Origin of the sequence: Oceanobacter antarcticus (assembly GCF_044962685.1) — a bacterium.
Lineage (GTDB): Bacteria > Pseudomonadota > Gammaproteobacteria > Pseudomonadales > Oceanobacteraceae > Oceanobacter > Oceanobacter antarcticus.
Genome location: NZ_JBBKTX010000023.1, coordinates 44,296 through 63,868, shown reverse-complemented (window position 1 = coordinate 63,868; position 19,573 = coordinate 44,296). Strand labels below are relative to the sequence as shown.

At 53.3% G+C, this 19,573-nt stretch carries 18 protein-coding genes; 10 read left to right on the top strand and 8 right to left on the bottom strand.

All coding sequences use genetic code 11. From position 1 onward, the window contains the following. From WG929_RS16795 to WG929_RS16780, 4 genes are all read right to left on the bottom strand, one after another. A complete protein-coding gene (locus WG929_RS16795; RefSeq protein WP_416207017.1) occupies positions 1-861 on the bottom strand; it encodes a putative selenate ABC transporter substrate-binding protein in 861 nt (286 codons plus the stop codon). 147 nt (positions 862-1,008) lie between these two features. Then, positions 1,009-1,827 carry an exodeoxyribonuclease III gene (xthA, locus tag WG929_RS16790; RefSeq protein WP_416207016.1) on the bottom strand — a complete coding sequence of 273 codons (819 nt, stop codon included), beginning with the start codon at positions 1,825-1,827 and terminating at the stop codon, positions 1,009-1,011. A 112-nt stretch (positions 1,828-1,939) separates the two neighbouring features. Next, positions 1,940-2,791 carry a DNA replication terminus site-binding protein gene (locus tag WG929_RS16785; RefSeq protein ID WP_416207015.1) on the bottom strand — a complete coding sequence of 284 codons (852 nt, stop codon included), beginning with the start codon at positions 2,789-2,791 and terminating at the stop codon, positions 1,940-1,942. Continuing rightward, entirely contained in the window at positions 2,788-3,246 is a 459-nt protein-coding gene (locus WG929_RS16780) for a tellurite resistance TerB family protein (protein ID WP_416207014.1), read from the bottom strand. Before WG929_RS16780 ends, WG929_RS16785 begins: the two co-directional genes overlap by 4 nt. A 186-nt stretch (positions 3,247-3,432) precedes the next feature. Here WG929_RS16780 and WG929_RS16775 point away from each other — a divergent pair, with 186 nt between their 5' ends. Beyond that, positions 3,433-4,056 carry a LysE family translocator gene (locus WG929_RS16775; RefSeq protein WP_416207013.1) on the top strand — a complete coding sequence of 208 codons (624 nt, stop codon included), beginning with the start codon at positions 3,433-3,435 and terminating at the stop codon, positions 4,054-4,056. A 44-nt stretch (positions 4,057-4,100) separates the two neighbouring features. After that, positions 4,101-5,096 (top strand): DUF4124 domain-containing protein, encoded by a 996-nt coding sequence (locus WG929_RS16770; RefSeq protein WP_416207012.1) that lies wholly within the window; start codon positions 4,101-4,103, stop codon positions 5,094-5,096. A 177-nt stretch (positions 5,097-5,273) separates the two neighbouring features. Here WG929_RS16770 and WG929_RS16765 read toward each other — a convergent pair whose 3' ends face one another. The 3 genes from WG929_RS16765 to WG929_RS16755 are packed head-to-tail and all read right to left on the bottom strand — an operon-like array spanning position 5,274 to position 7,733. Further along, entirely contained in the window at positions 5,274-6,404 is a 1,131-nt protein-coding gene (locus tag WG929_RS16765; RefSeq protein WP_416207011.1) for an FAD-dependent oxidoreductase, read from the bottom strand. 10 nt (positions 6,405-6,414) lie between these two features. Further along, entirely contained in the window at positions 6,415-6,789 is a 375-nt protein-coding gene (locus tag WG929_RS16760) for a Rieske (2Fe-2S) protein (protein WP_369854662.1), read from the bottom strand. Positions 6,790-6,800: 11 nt separating this feature from the next. Then, positions 6,801-7,733 carry a VOC family protein gene (locus tag WG929_RS16755; RefSeq protein WP_416207010.1) on the bottom strand — a complete coding sequence of 311 codons (933 nt, stop codon included), beginning with the start codon at positions 7,731-7,733 and terminating at the stop codon, positions 6,801-6,803. 349 nt (positions 7,734-8,082) lie between these two features. Here WG929_RS16755 and WG929_RS16750 point away from each other — a divergent pair, with 349 nt between their 5' ends. From WG929_RS16750 to WG929_RS16740, 3 genes are all read left to right on the top strand, one after another. Next, a complete protein-coding gene (locus WG929_RS16750) occupies positions 8,083-8,229 on the top strand; it encodes a hypothetical protein (protein ID WP_369854660.1) in 147 nt (48 codons plus the stop codon). Positions 8,230-8,533: 304 nt separating this feature from the next. Then, complete coding sequence (locus WG929_RS16745) at positions 8,534-10,318, top strand: hypothetical protein (protein WP_369854659.1); 1,785 nt, start codon at positions 8,534-8,536, stop codon at positions 10,316-10,318. A 76-nt stretch (positions 10,319-10,394) separates the two neighbouring features. Further along, on the top strand, positions 10,395-11,354 hold the full coding sequence (locus tag WG929_RS16740) for a hypothetical protein (protein WP_416207009.1): 960 nt from the start codon (positions 10,395-10,397) through the stop codon (positions 11,352-11,354). Between the two features lie 7 nt (positions 11,355-11,361). On the opposite strand, the gene WG929_RS16735 is transcribed toward WG929_RS16740, so the two are convergent. Further along, positions 11,362-12,285 carry a LysR family transcriptional regulator gene (locus WG929_RS16735; RefSeq protein WP_369854657.1) on the bottom strand — a complete coding sequence of 308 codons (924 nt, stop codon included), beginning with the start codon at positions 12,283-12,285 and terminating at the stop codon, positions 11,362-11,364. Between the two features lie 640 nt (positions 12,286-12,925). On the opposite strand from WG929_RS16735, the gene WG929_RS16730 reads away from it, so the two are divergent. The 5 genes from WG929_RS16730 (at position 12,926) to WG929_RS16710 (ending at position 19,547) form a co-directional block, all read left to right on the top strand. Further along, positions 12,926-14,071, top strand: coding sequence for an amidohydrolase family protein (locus WG929_RS16730; protein ID WP_416207008.1), 1,146 nt, complete (start codon positions 12,926-12,928; stop codon positions 14,069-14,071). Next, complete coding sequence (locus WG929_RS16725; RefSeq protein WP_369854655.1) at positions 14,068-15,078, top strand: SMP-30/gluconolactonase/LRE family protein; 1,011 nt, start codon at positions 14,068-14,070, stop codon at positions 15,076-15,078. The genes WG929_RS16730 and WG929_RS16725 overlap by 4 nt, the downstream gene beginning before the upstream one ends. Positions 15,079-15,127: 49 nt before the next feature. After that, complete coding sequence (locus WG929_RS16720) at positions 15,128-16,822, top strand: DUF1302 domain-containing protein (protein WP_369854654.1); 1,695 nt, start codon at positions 15,128-15,130, stop codon at positions 16,820-16,822. Between the two features lie 15 nt (positions 16,823-16,837). Next, positions 16,838-18,208, top strand: a complete 1,371-nt coding sequence (locus tag WG929_RS16715; RefSeq protein WP_416207007.1) for a DUF1329 domain-containing protein — start codon at positions 16,838-16,840, stop codon at positions 18,206-18,208. Between the two features lie 121 nt (positions 18,209-18,329). Further along, positions 18,330-19,547 (top strand): MFS transporter, encoded by a 1,218-nt coding sequence (locus WG929_RS16710; protein WP_416207006.1) that lies wholly within the window; start codon positions 18,330-18,332, stop codon positions 19,545-19,547. Positions 19,548-19,573: the final 26 nt, after the last annotated feature.

The following is a 19,573-nucleotide window of genomic DNA, read 5'->3' as shown; positions in this document are numbered from 1 at the left end:
TCAGTCCAGCAAGCCAATGGCTTTGGCGGTGGCTTCGATCGGTGCGTAATCGCTGTTGTTGGCCGGTACAAATTTTTGCCGTGGGAAGCTGGCCAATAGATCGGGTGAGCTCATTTCCAGCAAGACGTGTTTAACCTTGTCTTTGAAACCGTTACCAAAGCGGCTGTCGACGTCGCCACGAATAGTCCATTGATAGTCCGGGTAGGTCGGAGTAGTCCAGATCACCTTGACCTTGCTGGTGTCGATCTTGCCAGCCGCCAGTTCGGCATCCCAGACGCTGTAGTTTACCGCGCCGATCTGATATGCGCCGGACTGCACCTGGGCGATGGTGCGGCTGTGATCGCCGGAAAATCCGACACGGGAGAAGATCGTCTCTGGTGCTGCCTGGAAGTGTTCACGCAAGTAAAACTCCGGCATCAGGCGGCCAGAGGTCGAGCCCTTGGAACCAAAGGTGAAGGTTTTGCCTTGCAGTGCATCGGTTAACGAGTCAGAGGTGTCGACTCCTGCGCTTTGGTGGGCAATCAGATAGGTTTTGAAAAACTGGTCTTCATATCCCTGGGCCAACGCTTCTGAATCCGGTACCAGGCGTCGCGCCTGAACGCCGGACAGGCCACCAAACCAGGCCAGCTGCACCTGGTTGTTGCGGAACGCGGTAATGGCCGCAGCGTAGGATTTGACCGGAATATACTTCACCTCAACGCCAAGCTGTGCTGACAAATAATCGGCTACTTTCCCGAATCGCTGTTGCAGTCGGGATTCATCCTCGTCGGGGATGGCAGTAAACACAAACGTGTCAGCTTGAACTAGGGCGGCAGCCATCAACAGGGCAGCGGCTGCCGCCCAGCGTTTGAGTGGAGTCATCAGAGTAATTCCTTTGTCGGGATATGGGTGCCTGGCAGCATCAAGCAGCCAGGCATGGCAAACAGGCGGGGATTCTACAACAGCATGGCGAGGAATGCCGTGGCTTAACGCAGCTCGGCTGTTATCGGAACGCCAAACCTTTCCGGTTTAGCCGTTTTTCAACGTGAGCCAGATGGGTGCGTGGTCAGACGGTTTTTCCATTGCGCGGATATCGTAGCTGATTCCGACCTCTTCACAGCTGTCCAACAGGGCGTCTGTGACCAGAATATGGTCAATCCGCAGACCGCGTTTGGGGTTGTCATCAAAGCCCTTGGATCGGTAATCAAACCAGCTGAACTGTTCGTTACTGGTAGGGTGGAAATGACGGTAGCTGTCGCTCAAGCCCCAGTTCAACAAGGTGTGATACCACTCGCGTTCTTCCGGCAGAAACGAGCACTTGCCTGTTTTTAACCAGCGTTTGCGATTCGGTTCACCGATACCGATGTCGGTATCTTCCGGCGAGATATTCATATCGCCCATGACAACAACCCGGTCAGCCGGGGTGAAGCGGTCGTTCAGGTAACGCATCAGATCCGCGTAGAATTTTTCCTTGGCCGGAAATTTGGTTTCATGATCGCGGCTTTCACCTTGGGGAAAGTAGCCGTTAAGGACGTCGATGGTGCTGCCATTGATGTCGTAGCGGGCGTGAATCAGACGTTTTTGTGCATCGTCGTCGTCCGTCGGCCAACCTTTTTGGACAAAGACCGGCGGCTGCTTGCTGAGCAGCGCCACGCCGTAGTGGCTTTTCTGACCGAAATATTCAACGTGGTAGCCGAGGCTTGCAATATCGGCCAGAGGAAACATATCGTCGTGTACCTTGATTTCCTGTAACCCGAGAATGTCTGGATCCAGTTGATCCCGAATAGCCTCAAGCTGGTGCTGACGAGCGCGAATGCCGTTGATGTTAAAGCTGACGATGGTGGTCATTGGAGTATCCATAAACTGTGCCGGTGCTGAAGCCGGCAGTCTAGCATTTTGGCTGAAACCCGTCAGGGGTTGGTCGGTGAGAGCGTCAGCTGGTTCGTAATAGAACCAACCGTCAGTGGTAAAGATAGGCGCGAATACTGGGCAAAAACGGTTCGTCGCTGATGCGTTGATCGCCACGGGCCTGGCGGGTTCGTCCAGGGGGGGGATCGGAGCTGATGCGGTTGTGTTCGGGTAACGCTGATTGGGTGTCGGGAATAAACAGCGGCAAGGAAACACTCATGGCCTTGCGTTTGGTGGCATCGCCACTGCCATACACCAGATTGGCACGTACCACCGGGGCCAGAGTCTGGGTCTGGGCCAGCAGGGTGGCGGGTGACAATTTACCCAGTTGTTGCAGCTGGATCTGGATATGAGGCTTGTGTTCACCCAGTTCGAGCAGCAGTGATTCTGCCTGACTCAGGGTGAGTTTTTTGATACTGCGACCGTTGACGTACCAGCTGAAGCCGACTTTGCGGGGGGCCTGCTCCAGTAAGGGAATATGGCGGAAACACTGTTTCAGGTGCACCCGTGTCAGGCCGGCAATTGCCAGCTTGTTGCGCAGGGATGACGGTTGTTCACCCAAGCGGCGATAGCTTTCTTTCCAGCGGGGCAGATCCTGTTTTTCCAGCTGGACGGCGGCTCGAAATTCATCCTTGGCCTGATTGATCGTGGCAATCAGGCTGCGGCTCTGTTCATCGGCGAGAATCAGGCCATGACGGGAGCGGGTTTCGCGTCCATCCTGCTGATCGCGATACCAGAGGTCGGTCAGCAGGTCGTTGGCCAGGGTTAACGGCTGCAGACCCAGGGCTATTTCGCTGTCTTGCAATGGTAGCCAATGCGCTGGTTGTGTCTCGGACAGGTGTTGTGCCAGCAGCCCTAACGCCTGTTGCAGTTGTTCAAAGCGGGAGACCAGTTCGGTTATCACAATTCGGGTCTGGCGATCAGTTTGGCGCGAATAAATTCACTGTGTGGCATGTACAGCAATTCGGCAATACGACGGATGATGTGTTCTTCGTACTTGTCGATCCCGGCACTGGCGTAGGCAATCCGCCAGAGGCCGGTCAACAGGTCGAATTTCTGTTCCGTCGAAAAATGTTTGTGCACGACATCGGTAAACTGGAACAGGTCGGAGGCCTGTTCACTGACGTGTTCAGCTTGTTGCAGCAGTTCACTGATTTCATTGGCTGTGAGCTGAAACAGTTCATCCAGTACCTGGCTGAGTTCATGTTGTTCGTCAGCGTCGATGCTATGGTCGGCGCGCATGACTTCCACCAGCAGGGCGGCGGCAGACAGGTCGAGAGTGTGTTTGTCGGCGGCGGGCTGATTGTCTTCGGTGAATCGTTTGAGCAGTTTTTTTAGCATCTGGGCCTTCTTGGACATATTCGTTCGTTGCGCTTCACGTGAGCGCGTATCGGAGAGTGTTCTACCGCTTGGAGCGTGACTGTCAAGCTCAGGTTCCATCGGTGCTGTTGCGTTGCATCAGTCTGTTATTGCAGCTTTTAGCAAGCTCGCAGCCGAGTGTCAAAACTGACACACTGTTGCCGCCCAGGCTGACAGGAATTTTGGATGATCGCGGTTGATACACTGATTACGTTTACCTTGACGTCGGTATTGCTGGCTCTGGCACCGGGACCAGACAATCTGTACGTCGTGGCACGTTCGGCTGCCCATGGTTGGCGTAGCGGGGTGATGATTACCCTGGGGTTATGTACCGGGTTGTTTGGTCATACCGCATTGGTGGTGCTGGGTGTGGCATCGGTATTACAGGCGTTACCGCTGGCAATGACGGCATTAAAGCTGCTTGGTGCCAGCTATTTGTTATGGCTGGGCTGGGCTTCTTTGATGGCGGCAAGGCGGGGTGGGGTGGCGCAGGCGCTGAACGGACAGGAAGGTTCTCTGTACTGGCGCGGCTTGGCGATGAATATCAGCAACCCGAAAGTATTTATCTTTTTTCTGGCTTTCTTGCCGCAGTTTGCCAACCCCGCAGCGGGTTCTGTCAGTGTGCAACTGGTGCTATTGGCAGGCATTTTTTTGCTGGTGTCGCTGGTGGTTTTTGCTGCTATGGCGCTGTTGGCAGATGTGCTTGGCGGGCGATGGCTGCAATCCGCCGTGGGGCAACGCTGGCTGAACGGAATTTCCGGGGCGGTCTTTATCGGCTTGGCGATCAAGTTGGTAATGGCGCAGTTGTAGGATTTATAAACGACGAATACTGGTCGTCAGGAGCGGGGAGCAGGATGCGGATAGAAAACTCGGGTGATTGCTACCTGTCGTGTTTACGCGGGCTATTGCTTGGATTGGTGGTTGTGCTGGTGGGTTTACTGGCAACGAATAACGCCGCTGCTGGCAATGTGTATCGCTGGGTTGATGCTCAGGGCAAGGTGCATTTTGGTGATCGACCGGCAACGACGGATCACGCCGAACAGCTGGATATTGAGGTGGGCCAAGGCTGGCAGCCGTTTGCTATTCAGGTGTTCTACGAAGCAGGACTGGCATCTTTACCACAGCAACCGCTTGATCAGGCGCGTATTCAACGCGAGGTAAACTGGGTTTACCGCTTTTATGACCAGGTGCTGTATTTTGATTTTTTCCGGCAGGTGCCGGTGTCGATTCATGTCTTTCCCGACGTTGGCAGTTATCAGCGTTATGTCTCGGCGCATGTTGCCGGGCCGTTTCCACCTTCGCTAGGCATTTACCTGCCGGTCAGTAACGAGATTGCCGTGTATCTGCAGCCGTCAGAACTGGGTGGCATAGAAAACACCTATAACACCATCCGCCACGAAGTTAGTCACGCGATTATGGATTCCCTCGCCAGTCGTTTGCCATTGTGGTTGAACGAGGGAGTTGCGGAGCAAATGGAGACGCTCTCTTGGGCTGATAATCGTTTTGTGATCAACGCCCACCAAATGAATCGGGCAGTGCTCGACCACTACCGGGATCAGGCCATGGATGTGCTGGCGTTTGTCGAAATTCCCGGTGACGAGTGGCAGGCGCGGCTGGAATCTGGCCCTAATCAGGCAATGGCCGGACAGCTGGTGTACCGGTTATTGAGTACGTCTTATGGCCGAGCTTGCGTCACCCGGCTGTTGCAGGATTACAAACGCGGTGAGCGGCTGCGTTCTTATTACTTGCTCGACAAGCACTATATTGGCAGCGTAGCTGCGTTCAAATTGCACTGGAGCCAGTGGCTGGCAAGCGGTATGAAACAACCGGAGCGGGTGGTGCTGCAGTAATTCGCTTGTTTCCTGTGCCGGATCTTGCGGCGCTAGCGGCACTAACTGTGTTTGTCGTGTACCGTGCAGGTGATGCCAGCTTACGAGATCTGCAAATAAAAAAAGGCACGCGAGGGGCGTGCCATAAAAGTAGCCGTTACCAACGACTAAGGGTGTAAAACTCTGAATCTGCTGGGGTCAAATTGGCGCCAGCAAGCCTGCCATGGAAATGCCCATGATCTGCATGTGTTCTTCTTTCGGGCCACCTGTTTTTTCTATCTCGCCGAGGCGGCCAGAGTTGGTGACGATCATGCGGCAGCGTTCCCAGCGCCGGTTCTGGAAGCGTTCAATGACTTCGTGAACGGTGCCACCATTCTTGAATTCATCGGCCAGTACCACGGCATCTTCATGACCCATACCAGCGCCAGAAGCCAGGTGTGGAGTGGTGGCGTGAACACAGTCACCCATCAGTAATACGCGGCCCTTGTACCATGGGCGTGGCATCAGCATGCCTTCCAACGGGCGATAGATGATCTGCGACGACGCTCCCAGTCCTTCACGAATTTTCACAACCTCAGGGGCGCTGAACTGTTCCAGCAAGCTGCTCAGGTGTGGCACCAGTTCGTGTGCTTCAAAAAACTTGTCCATGGTTGGACGCGCTTCGGTGTAGTACAGGTACATTTCGGTATCGGATACCGGGGTAAAGCCGACCTTGCCTTTGGGGCCGAGGTACTGCATCGCACAGGAGACGTCGCCGCGAGGAATCACTGCACGCCATACGCCCTGGCCGGTGTACTGTGGCGTGGGGGCATCTTCAAAGAGGGCCTGGCGTACTTGTGAAAAGACGCCGTCGGTGCCCAGCACCAGGTCGTATTGGCCGGAGCGACCGTCGCTGAAGGTGACATGCACCTGTTCATCGATCTCTTTAATGCGGGTGAAGGTGACGCCGAGATGGACATCGACCCCCTGCGCTTTGGTGGCTTCACCAAGAATGCGCGCCAGAACCGGCCGCATGATGCCACCACCGCCAACGATAGAGGAATTGGGCACGGCAGGTGTCTGGATTTCCTTGATCTGCATTCCCTCGGCGTTGAATATTTTAACGCCTTCGGTAATAGCACCTTGTGCCTTGAATTGTGGCAGCACGCCAATGGCTTCAATGGCGCGCAGCGACGGGCCACTGACGGTAATGCCAGCGCCATCGGTGCGCCAGTTGGGGTCGATTTCGACCAGTTCAACGTCAGCGCCGAGCTGCTTCAGCAGGATGGCGGCAGACATGCCGGTAAAGCCGCCACCGATAATCAGAATCTTCTGTGCGGGCAGGGTCATGGTGAATCCCTCAGTATTGTTCTTGTTCGTTGTCCGGAGTTTGCTGCAAATACAGCTCACCTGTTTCAGTCAGTCGCAGGATAACTTTTTCCAGCGACTGCCCAGGGCAAGGTCCAATCAGACACTCGCCGGTTTCAGTATCAAACTGTGCACCGTGGGCACCGCAAATAATGCGAGTGCCTGCCTTGTTGAGAAACCGATCCTTGCGCCAGGCCATCGAGGTGCCTTCATAGCCCCGGTGAGGGCAGGCATTTCGATAGCCCAGCAATCGGTCGCCTTTGCGTAATACAAACAGGCTGTCTCGTCCAAGCTGGTGCGGGTCAAATCCCCGAGCACAGCCATCGTCAATGTCGTTGAGATGGCCTAGCTTTATCCAGTTACTCATCGCCCTGGAGATCAGTGTGGGTCGCCGCCGGGCATCCACTTATCGACCAGAGTGAAGTTGAATATCTGCGAGGCATCGGCACTGGCGTCGATTTCCCGAGCTGTCCAGCTGTCGTCATGGAGATCCATATCGGCGTCGTATTCAACATGAACGCCCATTGGACTATTGAAGTACCAAAACCAGTTGGAGCCGTAGATGTGGCGGCCTGGGCCCCAGAAGGACTCATAGCCTTTGTCCTGGAAGCGTTTGCCTGCCAGCAGTAATTCGTTCGGGCCGCCCAGGTGGAAGGTGAAGTGTTCTACACCTTGCATCTCCGGTGGGGTATTCACCAAAAACAGGGTGTGGTGATCGAGGGTGCCTTGTGGGCGCAGGAATGGCCCCAGGTTGGTAAAGCGGTCGGCAACGCGAAAACCCAGTCGTTCGATGTAAAACTTCTCGGCTTTTTTGCTATCCGGGACGAAGTACACCACGTGCGACAATGAACGCAGCTTGATTCCTACCGACTCGTCAGCCCCGATCACATTGACCGGACGGCCCGGTTCGTCACCAGGGGCGTTGATTTTTTCGGCCGGAATACTGATCGGCTGGCGTATTGATAGCTGGAAGCCGAGGGTAAAACCCATATCGTCTTCGGCTTCAATGGAGCCATCATCGAGATGACGGACGTCGCGATCCTTGCCCAATTCTTCGGCAATGGCACTCAGAGTGGCCTGGTCGGCCACGCCGTGGATCGTTTTGCGCAGCATTGAGCCGGTCGGCAGAGCCGGTGGCAATGACGGATCGTCCTTGTGGCGAATCACCACAGAGGTGCCGTCGAGCGCTTCGAAGGTGCCGCCAGCGGCAGACACGTCTTTGGGGCTAAGACCGTAGTCGGTCAGGTACTGGTTGCAGGCTTCGACATCGTCGACGCCAAACACCAGGCTATCTAGGCCAGTGATGTTCATGGGCATTACCTTGTTGTCATTATTCTTGACGTCAGCAGCCGGGCGGTATGTCACTCGCAGGGGCCGAGACGATAAATGTCAGTCTAAGGAGGCTAGAGGTATCCATATAAATGGTTTATAGCTATGGCAATCATGGGTTTGCTGGATGGTTATCCGGTCGGGAGGATGAGCCAGTCCGAGTGCCTCGCAACAATGACGCGGGTCATGATGCAATATAGAGGCGAGCAGAGGCTGCTGCCAGACCCATGGTTTGTAGCAATTGCAGTCATTGGTGTAAGCGATAGGGGGCATCTATTTAATCCTGCACGGCTCTGCGCGAGTGTTGCCGTTGTTCAGGGCAAGGCGGCGAATGCAGCGAAATGACGCGTCCTTTTCACATTCGTCAACACCGCACTGGACGGCGGCAACCCGCGCCCTGCGGGGGCTGCCGGATGGTCTCGACTCGGTGTCGCCGACGTTTGACGTGACCCGTCAGGCCTGCAAGTCGGCTTCGTGATTCGAAACCATCCGGTAGCCCAGAGTGAGCACCGGATTAAATAGATGTCCCCATACGGTAAGGGTTGCTGGTGAATTTCAGGTTTGATAGCGCGAGTGGGTTGTCAGGAAGGTCAGTTTTTCTACTGTCTTGGCTGACGCTTTTTTACACCTCTGACCTGTAATGCTCCCTATTGCCAAACGGGATACAAACCATTGCGACTAGCCATTGTACTGATCCCTCGGGCGCTCCGTATGTTCTGTCGGTGCGTTCACCCAATTCGTGGGCGTCACGACAATAAACATAATAAATAAAGGGATCAAATATGATGGCTAACCTCAAACCACTGTGGTGTTTTGTTCGCTCCGTTTCTTGTCTGTTACCGGTTGCAGCTGCCCCGTTTTTAACCGCCTGTGGCGGTGACGATGACACCAATACGGCCAGTGCCGCAGAGCTTTCAGTCGAAGCGGATAGTAGTTATCAAATTGCTGAAACCACCAGTTTGTCGTCACTGACGCTAGCCACTGGTGCCAGTCTTGCTACGGCTGATGGCTATAGTTTGACGCTGACCGTTGATGGCGTGGAAACACCGATTGAGGCCGACAGTCGTTACAGTGGCGATGTTGTGCTGACACCGACCAGCAAGATTGCCATTACTTACGGTGAACTTGAACCACACGAATTCCGTACTGCCGTTTATGTGGAAGATGGTGCTTATATTGCCAGCAAATCGGTGAATGCTGCACTGGTGGATAGTGACGTAACCGATACCACTCTGACGGGTGGCAGTATCACCTCGGTTGGAGAGAATTTTAACGGTGTCATGGTGACCAGTAGTGCAGATAATACGGATACATTTGACTACAGCATCGATGGACTAACCGTCGACTTTAGCGGCAACGGCGGTAATGATTTTGCTGGTTTTGGTTCAGCGCTCTATGCCGGTGGCTATGCCAATGTGACCGTTGACAATACCACTATTAATACGCATGGGGCGATACGTACCGCTGTCTTTGCTGGCGGTAATAGCACCATGAGGGTGAATAACAGCTCGATTGAAGTAGAGAACGGCACACTGCCAGACGATTACGAATTTACCGTGGCGCTGGGCGAAATGATGGAGGTGCCTTGGATGCTGGGTCTGACCGGTAACGTCCGGGCTACCAATCTGGTGGGCAATGCCACAGCCTACTACATCAACTCCACAGTGAAAGCTCAGGGGTGGGGAGCGTTGTCCACTGATGATACAGAATCTGTGCGTCTGTATTGTATCGACTCGACACTGGAAACCGTCGAAAGTGGTTATGGGGCTTATTCTATTGGTGATGCCATTGATACTTTTAGTGGTTGTACCATCAATGTGAACGACTATGGCCTGATTATGGCTGCTGAAGGTTCTGGTATTTTTACTGATGGTACGGTGGTGAACTCAGATCGTTTTGGTGTGATGGCTCACTCCAACGGTAACGGTACTCTGCGTATTGAGCGTGGCAGTGTTTTTAATACCGGAGAGGCGATTATTCAAGCTAAGGGTAGTTTCCCGACGATTGAAGTGGATAACGCGACCTTGAACTCCGAAGACGGCATTATTTTGCAACTGATGGCCAATGATGACCCTTATTTTGCGGTATTCCTGGAATCCTTCCCGGAGCTGGCGGGGGAGCCTGGCTCAGCGGCGTCTGCCTCTTTCAGTAATATGGCGCTGACCGGCGATATCATCAACGGCAATACCGCCTGGGGTGATCTGGCAGTTTCGCTGGCCAATGTTTCTCTGACCGGGGCGATTACCACCGCCAATACTTCTTTCCAGTTTGCTGCTGATGGTCTGGCTGCTTCGGATGTCACCGCCGAGCAGTACTACTACATTGGTCAGGTGGTCAATGAATACGCTGCAACTGGCGAGGATTATGGCCTGACGGTCTCCATTGATGGCAGTTCCAGCTGGATCGTGAGTGCAACCTCCTACCTTACTGGCCTGACAATTGCCGACGGCGCGTCCATTGCCGCAGCGGATGGAGCAACGTTGACGATGCTGGTGGGCGGTGTCGCTACGCCGATTGCCGCAGGTACCTTCAGCGATGTGACGCTTCAAGTAGCCAGTACTGATTGATCATATGTGCAGGGTAGGGAATGCATTGAGTGCATCCCTGCTCTGCCGGTTTTCTATGTATCACAGGAGGGTGTCAATGAGAAGGTCATGGATAGCGGGCTTGTTGTTGCTTGGTCTGACGTTGGGTGTTATTTGCGACTCAAATGCTGAGCCAAATCCTGTCTTTCCATTGTGGGGCTGGGTCAATGATCAGCCAGTTTATCTCGACGAAGCTCGGTTCTGGCAGCGATTTGTTAATCGCCAGCAGGGTCAACTTGAAAAGCTGCGACCCGACGATCACGAATCCTTGCCCGAGTTGAATCAGCAAATGGCCAGTTACATGTGTCAGCAGCGTTATTTGCGCCAGCTGGCCAGCCAATCTGGCATTCGGGTGAATGAGCATGATGAGCAGGCATATCAGCAGCAACGGTTGCAAAATATCAGACGCTACGGAGGGGGCAGAGAATATTTGATGCAATTGACGCGCATGTACCAGAGCGAGGCAATGCATCATTGGCTATTTAATACCGAGTTGCTGGCAAATCGACTGTTTGAGCAACAGTACGGTATGGCCGGAGAGCGCGCACCGGCAGATACGGTGACAAAATTTATCAAACGCCATCATCTGGTATATGCAATCTGGCTGTTTCGGCCACTGAATATGGAAGTGTCGGAAGTGGATGAAACGCTGACGGATGTGCGCCGTCAGCTACAGGGCAAGACGACGGCACAGCAGTTAGCGACCATCAAGGCATGGCAGCAGCCGTTTGCAGATATACGCCTGAATGGTTATCCGAATGGTCGTTTATTGTCGCGTCACCTGCTACCCAGCGAGGTGGCACAGCAGTTGGATCAGTTGGCCGATTATGGTGTGAGCCCGGTCATTACCGCCAGCGATGGTCGGTATCTGCTGATGAAGTTACCGGTGCAGCCGCAGCAGGCGGTGAATAATAGCAATCAGCCGCTCAGCTATTGGGCTGCCAGACAGCTGTTATTCCGACCGTCCATTGAGCAGGGTTGTGTAACACCCGTACTACGGCTGGCAGCAGGTTCCTGAAGCAGATTTAGCGGTCAGATTGAGCGGTAATGGTCTGGGAGCAGGTAACAATCAGGTCACGAATCCATTGATTCACCGGATCTACATTATGCATTTCATGCCATTGCAGGCCCCATTTGAACGACGGAATTTCCATTGGGGTTTCGAGGATACGAATTGGCAGGAACTGGGCTCTCTGTTCAGCCAGGCGACGGTGAATGGTGGCAATACGCTGGGTTCCGACCACGCACTGTGGAATGGCGCTGAAGGTGTTGACGGTGACTTCAACTCGACGTTCGATACCGCCACGTTCCATCATCCAGGTATCAACGCTGGGTCGCCGCTTGGAGCCAAAACGTGCCAATACATGGCCGAGGGCACAGTACTGGTCGATGGTAATATTGTTGTCGATGGTGCGGTTGCCGTCCCAGCAAACGACGACAAAATCTTCTTCAAATAGGTCAACAGAAGGGTGGTCTGGTGACAGAAAGTTGGAGGGCAGCATCAGAAAGTCAGCGTTACCTTGTTCCATTTCTTCTATCGGAGCGTTGGTGGGAGCGGTGGTATCGAAGCGGATACCCGGTGCTTGCTCGGCTGCAAGACGAAACACTTCTGGCATCAGGATGGTGACCGGGTAGTCCGACATCACCATGTTGACCTGGCGTTGCACAAGACTGATATCAAGATCCGGACGACTGTCGAGCGTGGTCTGGATTTTCATTAACAACTCCCGCACCGGCACAATCAGGCTTTCACCCAGCGGTGTCAGCACCATCTTACGGCCGACCTGTACCAACAGGGGGTCATCAAAGTATTCACGCAAGCGGGCCAGAGCACCACTGGTGGCCGATTGGCTCAGAAAAACTTTTTCACCTGCTCGGGTGATATTGCGTTCAGTCAAGAGCGCGTCCAGAACAACCAGGAGGTTGAGGTCAAAGCGGTTGAAGCGCATGGCTACCTCTATGATGTTGTTATTGTTTTATGACTATCGTATTGCTGGATGAAAAAAATAACAACAATCCATTTGGTCGATGGTTCGATGCGGTCTAGTCAATGGCTTCAGTGTCATGGTGAGCAGTGTGGGTGATTGACGACCTTGATTTGAAACAGATGTTAGATTTTGACTGACCTTGTATTTCATGCTGAGGAGATATTTCTGAGGTTGCCGGCCTGCTTTACCATTATTTAAAAATATCTTTTAAATCAAATGACTGAAACGTGATTCGAAATGTATCCAGACACTTCCTGGGCGGTTGTTCATGTATTCCGGCGTCATTTGAATTGGTGAGGGAGTAAATTTTGGTATTTGCGTTGCAGATGCCAAGCATGGCAATAAACGATTTAGTGGATGGTATAGCCAGTCTTAGTATGACCCCATCAGCGTCAAACAGCGCTATCAACGTCAACAGATTCAGACTCTTACTTGAACGACGTTAGAACAATAACAATAACGCATGTCCTGATCGGATATCTGGCACCGCCAGATTGTACCGGGACAGTATCGGAGTGGTTTTCAGTATGTCTATCAACAAAACTTGCCCGTTCTGTACCTGTCTTTCTGCCGCCACCCTGAAAACGGCTGGAGGTGTTTGTTGAATTCCATCCGTCTGCATTCGTGCGGTTGTCGTCTGGGGTCAGATTCCAGCCAGGCAGCTTCTCTTGATGTCTGCGGCGCTATTGATATGCACTGCCATGTATTTGTCCCAGCGGCAAACGAACGGGTGTTCGGCATGGCGGAAATGCAGCGCGAACAGCAGGCATTTCTGCGTGCGATGGGTCATGCCTCGGTTGAACACAATCGCCAGGTGATGATGCCCACTGCGTTTGAACAATTGACCTGCGTTGACACCCGTTTGGCTGATATGAATGCCAACGGTATTGCCATTCAGTGTCTCAGTCCATCTCCCTCCCAATATTTTTACTGGGCTGATACATCGCTGTCAGCCGAGTTGGTGTCGATGCAAAACGACGCTATTGCCGAACTGTGCCAACGTTGGCCCGAACGTTTTGTCGGTCTGGGTACGGTTTCCCTGCAGCACCCGCAACTGGCGGTCGAGCAGCTGGTGGAACTGATGGCCCGGCCCGGTATGAAAGGCGTGGAAATTTCTACCCGTGTGAATGATATGGATCTGGATGATGCGGCCTTGTTGCCATTCTGGCAGGCGGCGGAACAACTGGGTGCGTTGGTGTTTATTCATCCGTTTTCCAGTCGTGTGGATGACCGTTTGCAGGACTGGTATCTGTCCAATCTGGTAGGGCAACCACTGGAAAGTACGATTGCGCTTTCCCGCTTGATCTTTGCCGGTCTGTTCGACCGTTTCCCCAATATTCGCATCTTGTCTGCTCACGGTGGTGGCTATTTGCCACAGTACTGTGGTCGGCACAATCGGGGAGCAGAAGTGCGCCCGGAAGCCGCTGGGTTGTCTCAGCCACCGGCGGACTACCTGAACAACATCTGGTTCGACAGTCTGGTGTTTTCACCTCATTCATTACGTCACCTGATCGACCAGGTGGGTATCGGTCAGGTGGTGCTGGGTACGGATTACCCCTTCGATATGGGCAGTGAAATGGCCCAGCCATGGCTCAATGTTTTGACACCAGAAGAGCGTCAGGCAGTACTGCGCGATAACGCTATTCGGCTGCTGGACTTGACTGTGCCGCAGGTGACGAATGACGACGAATGTTCATCCAGCCTGCCCGCAGCAGCGGCAACAGGCTCAGGTAAGGAGTTTTTATGACGAACCCATTGATTGGCTGGCAGGTCGATCGGTCTGCCATTGAAATGGTCGGCCACGACTTGCAACGGCCGGAATGCATTCTGGCGGAACCCGACGGAAGTCTCTGGACGGCGGATGCCCGTGGCGGTGTGATGCACATCGCCGCAGATGGTGAGCAAACCTTGATTGCCCAGCAGCCAACGGCCGGTCTGAGCGAATCGTCTTCTGCCGCCGATCGGATGATGGGTGGCACTTTGCCCAATGGCATCGCCTTTGATGCCAACGGTGACATTGTGATTGCCAACTTCGGCACCGATGCAATTGAACGTATGACCCGTGATGGCACATCGGAGCTGCTGTTTGACAGTATGGATGGCAAGCCGCTGGGCAAAATGAATTTCTGCTTGTTGGATAGCAAGGGCCGTATCTGGTTCACCGTCACGACACGCCAGAATCCGTGGACTATATCGATCAATGAAAAAACGGCCGACGGTTATGTCGGGGTGATTGATGAGCAGGGCATTCGCGTTGTTGCCGACGGTTTTGTCGGTACCAATGAAATCCGCTTCGACGCCAATGAAGAATGGCTGTACGTGGTGGAAACCAATGCCAAACGCATTTCCCGTGTGCGCATCAATGATGCTGCGGAGGAAGTGGAGCGGGAAATTTACGGCCCGGCGGATTTGGGTGGTTACCCGGACGGTTTTGCCTTCGATGCTTTCGGCAATCTCTGGATTACCCTGATTCTGACCGAGCGTCTGATCGCCCTGACACCAGAAGGTGAAGTCTTGACCTTGCTGGATGACGGCAACCCCGAAGCGCTGGCAATTTATGACAAGCACTACGCAGAAGGCACAACCACACCTGAACTGATGGGTGCATGCAAGGGCACGCTGGCACCGATGATGGCCAGCGTCACCTTTGGTGGGCCAGATCTTCAAACCGTTTATATCGGCAGCCTGGCAGGCACAAGCCTGCCAAGTTTTCGATCCCCTGTTCCCGGACTGCCAATGGCGCACTGGCGCTAACGGCTGTTCGATACACTGACCTATAAATATAACAAGGAGCCTATCAGTGATGACTACCAGGCAAACTACTATTGCAAAACGGGTAAAATCATTGGGACGTCCTGCTCTGCTGGCGACTGCAATTGCAGCTGCTGTAACCGCAGGTCAGGCCAATGCCTTTATGGTGACCAATAACTCCGACTGGCGGGTGCTGTGGGATACTACGGCAAAGTATTCCACCATGTATCGCCTGCAAGATCAGCACGATCGTCTGATTGAGGATACTCAGGGCGATTGGCCGAATACCGACGATGGTAATCGTAACTTCGACAAGGGGCTGGTTTCCAACCGTCTGGATCTGTTGACCGAGATGGACGTGATTTACAAGCGTAACTATGGCCTGCGTTTGAGTGCAGCGGCCTGGTACGACAGCGTCTATATGCAGAAAAAGAATGACAACCAGTCACCTTCGACTGCCAACCCGATGTCGGTTGAACATAACGAATTCACCCAAGGTACCAAAGATCTGCACGGACAGGATGTCGAAATGCTCGACTACTTTCTGTTCGGCCGGACGCGTCTGGGCAAAAGCATGCTGACCGGACGAATTGGTTCACACACCATGGTATGGGGTGAATCACTGTTCTTTGGTGGTAATGGTATCGCCAATGGCCAGGCACCCATCGACGTTGCCAAGGCCCTGGCGGTTCCCAGTGTACAGTTCAAGGAACTGATGCGTCCGGTTGAACAGGTGTCTGGTCAGTTGCAGCTGACCCGTGATCTCAGTGTTGGTGCGTATTACCAGCTGCAATGGAAAGAAACCCGCTTGCCAGGTTCTGGTAGTTATTTCTCCGGTGTCGATTTCCTCAGTGAAGGGGCCGAGCAAATGCTGCTGGCGCCAGACGGTTCGGTTTATTTCAAGCGCACAGCGGATAAAAAAGGGTCTGACTCTGGCCAGTTCGGTCTGCAGTTACGTTACCGTGGTGACGATTCTGACTATGGCTTCTACGCTATCCAATACAACGAAAAAGCACCCAATATCAACGTGATGCCTTATGCAAATGCGGTGGTTGCCAGTGATGGTCGTGTGCAGGCGGGTGAATACCGCTGGCTGTATCACGAAGGGGTGAAGGCATTTGGTGTATCGGCTACCCGGACTTTTGGCAATTTCAACTTTGCGGCAGAAGCGTCGATGCGGCGTAATACGCCACTGAACAGTGACGCAGCGACGGATTTGCGTTACATCACTGGCAGCGGGGGTGGCAACACCGAAAGCACAGCGCTGTATGCGTTGGGTAACACTTCCCATGCCCAGGTCAACTGGCTGGCCAGCCTTGGGCCCAGCTTTCTTTCTCGGGAAGCCGACTTCCTCGGTGAGGTCGCCTATAACCATGTGATGGAAGTAACTCATGATCGTGGTGGTGTGCTGAATCCGAACGGTGATCGGGATGCCTGGAATATGCGTCTGATTTTCTCACCCAAGTACCGTCAGGTACTGGCTGGTCTGGATCTGAGTGTACCCATGGTGCTGGGTTATGGCCTGCACGGTAACTCATTGGCGGTGGGCTCTTTTATGGGGGAAGACACCGGTGACTTGAGTGTTGGAGTAGAAGGTACTTATCTGGATATCTGGCGTTTCGGCTTTAACTACACCAACTTCTTCGGCCCGGTAGATAACACCATCGACGAGAACGGTCACGGCTCCTACAAGCAGTCCAACGCTGATCGTGACAATATTTCTTTCAACATTCGTCGTACTTTTTAAGCTCTGGAGAACAACATGAATCCTGTTAGCTCTACGTTAAAAGTTGCTCTGCTGAGCGCTTTTCTGACTGCCAGCTGTGTCGCCACTGCGGCGGTCTCTGAAAAAGAAGCGTCCCGTCTGGGCGCCGATTTGACACCATTTGGTGCCGAAAAAGCCGCCAATGCCGATGGCTCGATTCCGGCCTGGACGGGTGGTAATACCACCGTACCAGCTGGTTTCAAAAACGGTGGCAAGCGTTCGGATCCTTATGCCAGCGAGAAGCCGCTGTTTGTCATTACCGCAGCCAATATGGACCAGTACGCCGACAGCCTGAGTGAAGGTCTGAAGGGGATGCTGAAAAAATACCCGGAGACCTTCAAGGTACCGGTGTACAAAACTCACCGTACCGCAGCGGCACCGCAGTGGGTGTATGACAACACTAAAGTCAACGCTTCCCGGGCAACGCTGAGCGACTCGGAAGTCAAAGGTGCCTTTGGTGGTATCCCGTTCCCGATCCCACAAAATGGTGAGCAAGTGATGTGGAACCATTTGCTGGCATGGCGTACGCCATCGCATCACGTTGATGTACGTGGCATGCAAACGACTTCCAATGGCCAGCATGTGCCAACCATTTATGCTTCTGGTGACTTCCAGATGCCGTATTACTTCAAGGAAAGCAATCTTGAGACGTTTACGGATGATGACGAAGGCGTGTTCTGGAAAATTCGTCTGCTGAACTACGGCCCGCCTATTCGTGCTGGTGAAGCCATTGTTGGTCACGAAAGTATCAAACCGGGTGGTGGTCAGACATGGGTTTACTTCACCGGCCAACGCCGTGTACGTAAGTTGCCTAACGCCTGTTGTGATACCCCGACACCAGCCAGTGCCGGTATATCCATGTTTGACCAAACCGGTGTGTTTAATGGTACCACTGAGCGTTTTAACTGGAAGATTATTGGCAAGAAAGAGATGTACATCCCTTATAACGCCAATCGTCTGTTCCAGCGTCCTTCCGAAGATATCCTGATGGATCACCACGTGAATCCCGAAGATATGCGTTACGAGAAGCACCGCGTTTGGGTGGTAGAAGCGACGGTTAAAGACGGTCAGCGTCATTTGTCTCCCAAGCGTCGTTACTACGTCGACGAAGACACCTGGTTTGCGGTACTGGCTGACCATTGGGATGCCAACGGCGACCTCTGGCAGATGGGCTTCTCTAATCCGATTACCATGCCAGACATTCCAGCCACGGCACCACCAATGAACTTCGGTTTTTACGACCTGATCTCTGGCGCCTGGTACCTGGATGGTTTGCTGAACGATTCGAAGGAGCAGTACAAGGTGATGGAGCGCTACGACGACTTTACCTTTACGCCAGAAGCAATGGCAGGTGAGGGCATCCGTTAAGGATGAGAACACTCGACTATCGTTATCGTCCACTGCTTTAGTTTAGATAAAAAACCATGGCACCGGGTCTTTGACTGGACCCGGTACTCTTTAGCGTAACCAAATTTCGGGAGTCAACTATATGAACAAAAACATGGCCCCAGTCGCCCGGCCATACCATGCCTGGCTGCTGCTACTTTGCGGCTGTATGTCAGTGTTGGCTTCCGTTGTGATTGCCCCTGTATTACCCCAAATGCAGGAATATTTTTCCGACCAGCCGAATGTGGGATTTATGGTGCCGATGGCACTGACGGCTCCGGGGTTGGTGATCGCCTTGTTGTCGATGGCGATTGGTGTACTGGCTGACAAGGCTGGTCGCAAGCGTTTGCTGGTGATTGGCCTGGTGCTGTACGCCATTTTTGGCGTTGCTCCGGTAATGATCGATTCCTTACCGATCATTATTGCCACTCGTATTGGTGTTGGTTTTGCCGAAGCCATTCTGATGACCTGTTCTGTGGCATTGATTGGCGATTATTTTGATGGCGTTCGTCGTGAACGCTACCTGGCGTTGAACACCACCTTTTCATCGGTATCTGCGGTGCTCTTTATCGCCATTGGCGGTGCCTTGGGTGAGTTTGGCTGGCGGGTGCCTTTCTTCGTTTACGGTATCAGTATTTTTCTGGCGGTTGCGGCGCTGTTTATGTTGTGGGAACCCAAACATCACGAAGATGAAATGGCTGCTGTTGACGTCAGTGACGAAGAAAAAGCCAAGTGGAACCCTTGGAAAATCGCCGGTATCTGCTCGGTCACTTTTGTGGGTGCCATCCTGTTTATGTCTATTCAAGTACACATTGGTTATCTGTTGGGTGGGGTAGGTCTGAGTTCTCCCAGCCAGATTGGCCTGGTGGCATCTTCTGGTCAGATTGCGGTTGTATTGGGATCTTTGTTTTTTGGTTTTCTGCTGGGGAAAGCCGGGTTTGTCACGTCGATTCGGCTGGCAATGGCATTTACCCTGATCGCGGTGGGCTATCTGCTGGTCGGTTTTTCAGGTGCTAACGTTAACCTGATGGTTAGCGGTGTATTGTGCGCTGGTTTTGGTGGTGGTTTGCTGCTGCCCACCTTGATGGTCTGGAACATGAGTAACTTGCCTAAGCACCGCCGTGCTCTGGGCACCGGTGCCTGGATGGCCGGATTTTTCCTCGGCCAATTTTTTACCCCGATTGTGGTGGTGGGTTTGCAAAGTGTATTGGGCACGCATGCCGATGCCATTGGCATGATGGGGCAGGTGCTGTTACCGATAGGCATTGTGTTGATGATTGGCAGCAAGTTGCACAAATCTGCCCGTTTATCCGTCGCTTGAGCAACAACTCCTGTTTATTAAAAAAT